The 2,928-nt window shown below is 62.7% G+C and carries 2 protein-coding genes; both read right to left on the bottom strand.

The features are described 5' to 3' along the window. Positions 1-115: 115 nt before the first annotated feature. Positions 116-1,147 carry a hydroxyacid dehydrogenase gene (locus EOC06_RS26215; protein WP_127408433.1) on the bottom strand — a complete coding sequence of 344 codons (1,032 nt, stop codon included), beginning with the start codon at positions 1,145-1,147 and terminating at the stop codon, positions 116-118. 429 nt (positions 1,148-1,576) lie between these two features. After that, on the bottom strand, positions 1,577-2,767 hold the full coding sequence (locus EOC06_RS26210; protein WP_128309142.1) for an NAD(P)/FAD-dependent oxidoreductase: 1,191 nt from the start codon (positions 2,765-2,767) through the stop codon (positions 1,577-1,579). Positions 2,768-2,928: the final 161 nt, after the last annotated feature.

Raw genomic sequence — 2,928 nt, 5'->3', positions numbered from 1 at the left:
CTTCATGTTCATGGCCTCCCTCCGCAAAGTTCGATTGCGGCAGCGTCATCGCCGGCCGCGCCCTTGTCAAGCCGACCTTGTCGAGGGCCGGCCAACCGGGACGAAAACCCACGCCTCAATTCCTGTCGGCCGGCTTGGAACGCATGCGCGAAACCGTCTCGCGCTCGGCGCGCTTGGAGCGCAGCGGCGGCAGGCCGCGGTCGATCAGGTCCATGTCCTCCAGCACCATATCGCCCATGCGCTTGAAGGCGATGTCGAGCGCGCCGGCACGGTGAGCCGAGCGCAGAAAGCCGGGCAGGGTGCGCACCGGATGGTCCCGCGCCAGCGGTTCTTCGGGGAAAACGTCGCTGGCGGCGACGATGTGGCCGCTCTTCACCGCCGCCATCAGCGCCGGGAAGTCCACCACGCCGGCGCGGCTGAGCAGGATGAAAGCGGCGCCCTTGCGCATGCCGGCAAAGGCCTCGGCACCGAGAAAACCCTGGTTCTCGCTGGTCACCGAGGCAACGACGAAGATGAAGTCGCTGGTCGACAGCACCTCGTCGAGAGAGGCCGGCTCGACGCCATTGTCGATGAGGATCGATGGCGGCAGCCAGGGATCGAAGACTTTGGTGCGGGTGCGGAAGCCCGACAGCAGCCGGTTGAGCGCCCGGCCGAGATCGCCGAAACCGATGATCCCGACATCCGCGCCGGACAGGAGCCGCGCCGTCTGGTTGCCGTCGCCGCCCCACAGTTCCTGTCCCTGGCGGAAGGCGAGGTCGGCATCGACGATGTCGCGGGCGAGGTTGAGCGCCATGGCAAGGCCAAGCTCTGCGACCGGCTCGGCGAACACCAGGCCGGTGGTGACGACATGGATACCGCGCGCGAACAAGGTCTCGTAGGGCATGTTGTTGATGAGGTTGGTCTCGACATTGAAGACGCAGCGCAGCGCCTTCATCCGGTCGAGCGTTTCGGGCGATATGGGCGGCTGGCCGATGATATAGCGCGCCTCGGCCAGCACGTCGGCCGGCAGTTTCGCGACGCCGTCAGCGGTCGTCTCGACAATGCGATAATGGGCCTTGAGCCGCGCCAGCTGCCGGGCTGTGAAGATCAGGTCGAGCGTGCGTGGTTCCGGCGCACTGATAACCAGCGGCAAGGCGCTGTTGGACATGACTATTCCCTCTGTTCCCGATGGCCAAAATACCCTGGATGAAACGATTTACAACATCGCGCGGAGAGCCGAGTAGAGCGGGATTGGCGCTGGGATGAGGTGTCCTGTCGGAGCCGATATGTGCCGGCAATGCAACAGTGAAGAATCGTTTGACTACGATGGCGAGGAGACGACGTAAGAACCAGTAATGACGCAATTGACACGGGGCAGGGAATTGGTTCTGCTGGTGCCGTACCAATTTGGAGGGCACTTTACAGTGAAGAAATACGAGAAACCAACCTTGCAGAAGCGCGACAGGCTTTCGGGCGTCACGGCCCAGACTACCCCATCGGCACCTCCGTCGACGGCAACCTGAGCGGTTGGCGTCTGACGCATTCGCCTTATAAGGCAATCAATATTGGCAATCGATAGGGCGCGACTGGTCGCGCCCTATTGCATATTGGCCATGGGCACCCGCCGCTGTCCCAAATGCCGGACCTTGCGGCCGATGATCATCAGCCGGCGCGCGGTGTTGTTGCGCAGGCGCCTTGCGCGCCATTCCAGTCCGGTGTCGGCGGTAATCGACTTGGCATAGTAGCTCACCCGCATGCCATCCTCATCGGCAGCCACCTTGACCGGGTCGTCATAGAAGGCGTTGATCTTGTCAGCCGCCATGCCTGGTGTTTCGAGCCATCGCGGAATGTGAACCGAATGGAGCTGATCGACGTCGGTCATCACCCGGCCGATGCCGACGCCCGGTGTTGGACACGTGGTACAGAAAGCATCGCCGATGAAGATGACCCCGTCGCGGCGATGGCCTTGCGTGGTGCTCAGGCTGATCTGCCTGACCTCGACAGGGCCTGCGACTTCGAAGTTGCCGCATCGCGCCGCTATTTCGGGCATCAGCTCGCAGAGCATCTTTTGCGGTTCCTGGCGAAACGCCCGCGTCCACGGCTCGGCCACTTGCCGATAGCCGAACATGTTCGCCCGCATCTTGTCGCCGAGGGGAAAGATGCTGATGTAGGCGATACGGTCGGCAGCCCGCCTGCTGTAGCAGGTGACGGACTGATGACCGAAATCACGCGGGGAGATGGCGAGGTCGAATCCCATCGACAGTGAATGCGCCTTCGATTGCTCGATACGCTCGACGCCGACGGCGCGCCGCACCGCCTCGCCGTGGCCGGTTGCCACCACCAGCAGGCGGGCATCGATGACGGCGCCGTCGGCCAGCACAAGCCGCTGCCGGTCCGGTCCAGTCGAGACCTCGGTCACCTTGCCGACCGTCAGCGGTACTTGCGCAGGCAAGGCGTCGCGCAGGCCATTGATCAACGCGCCATAGGAGAATGTGAATTCAGCCTTCTTCTCATGCGCGAAGAACTGGCCGAGGCGGAAGATATGCGTGTCGGTCGTCGAGGTGACGAGGCTCTTGAGTGTCGCATCGAGGCCGAGCTTTTCGAACAGAAGCATCTGATCCATGCCGATCTTCTCGGCCCGGAATTCCTCGTGGTGGACGCGGTGCGGGTCAATCAGCGCCACCTTGCGCCCGGCTTGTCCCAACAGCATTGCCAAGGTGGTGCCGGCCATTCCGGCGCCGACGATCGCCACATCGACTTGGGCCGGGCCAGCCTCTGAGATACTCATTTTGCTGCCCTTTCTGGTGGCAACTGCACGTTTCACAATCTCCGGTAGAAAATATCTTCCGGAGCTAAATCAACCGCAAGCAACCGGAGCGCGTGCCTGGTAGTAACCAATGTTTAGGTTAATCGCGGGTCCGCTGCTTCCAGCGCGGTGCGATCGCCGAG

The sequence above is a fragment of the Mesorhizobium sp. M7A.F.Ca.MR.362.00.0.0 genome (assembly GCF_004023175.1).
Classification (GTDB): domain Bacteria; phylum Pseudomonadota; class Alphaproteobacteria; order Rhizobiales; family Rhizobiaceae; genus Mesorhizobium.
This window is presented reverse-complemented; position numbering and strand designations above follow the sequence as displayed.

Coding starts and splice junctions, on each gene's coding strand:
- EOC06_RS26215 (WP_127408433.1), bottom strand. CDS start 1,147: ATGTCCAACAGCGCCTTGCCGCTGGTTATCAGTGCGCCGGAACCACGC.
- EOC06_RS26210 (WP_128309142.1), bottom strand. CDS start 2,767: ATGAGTATCTCAGAGGCTGGCCCGGCCCAAGTCGATGTGGCGATCGTC.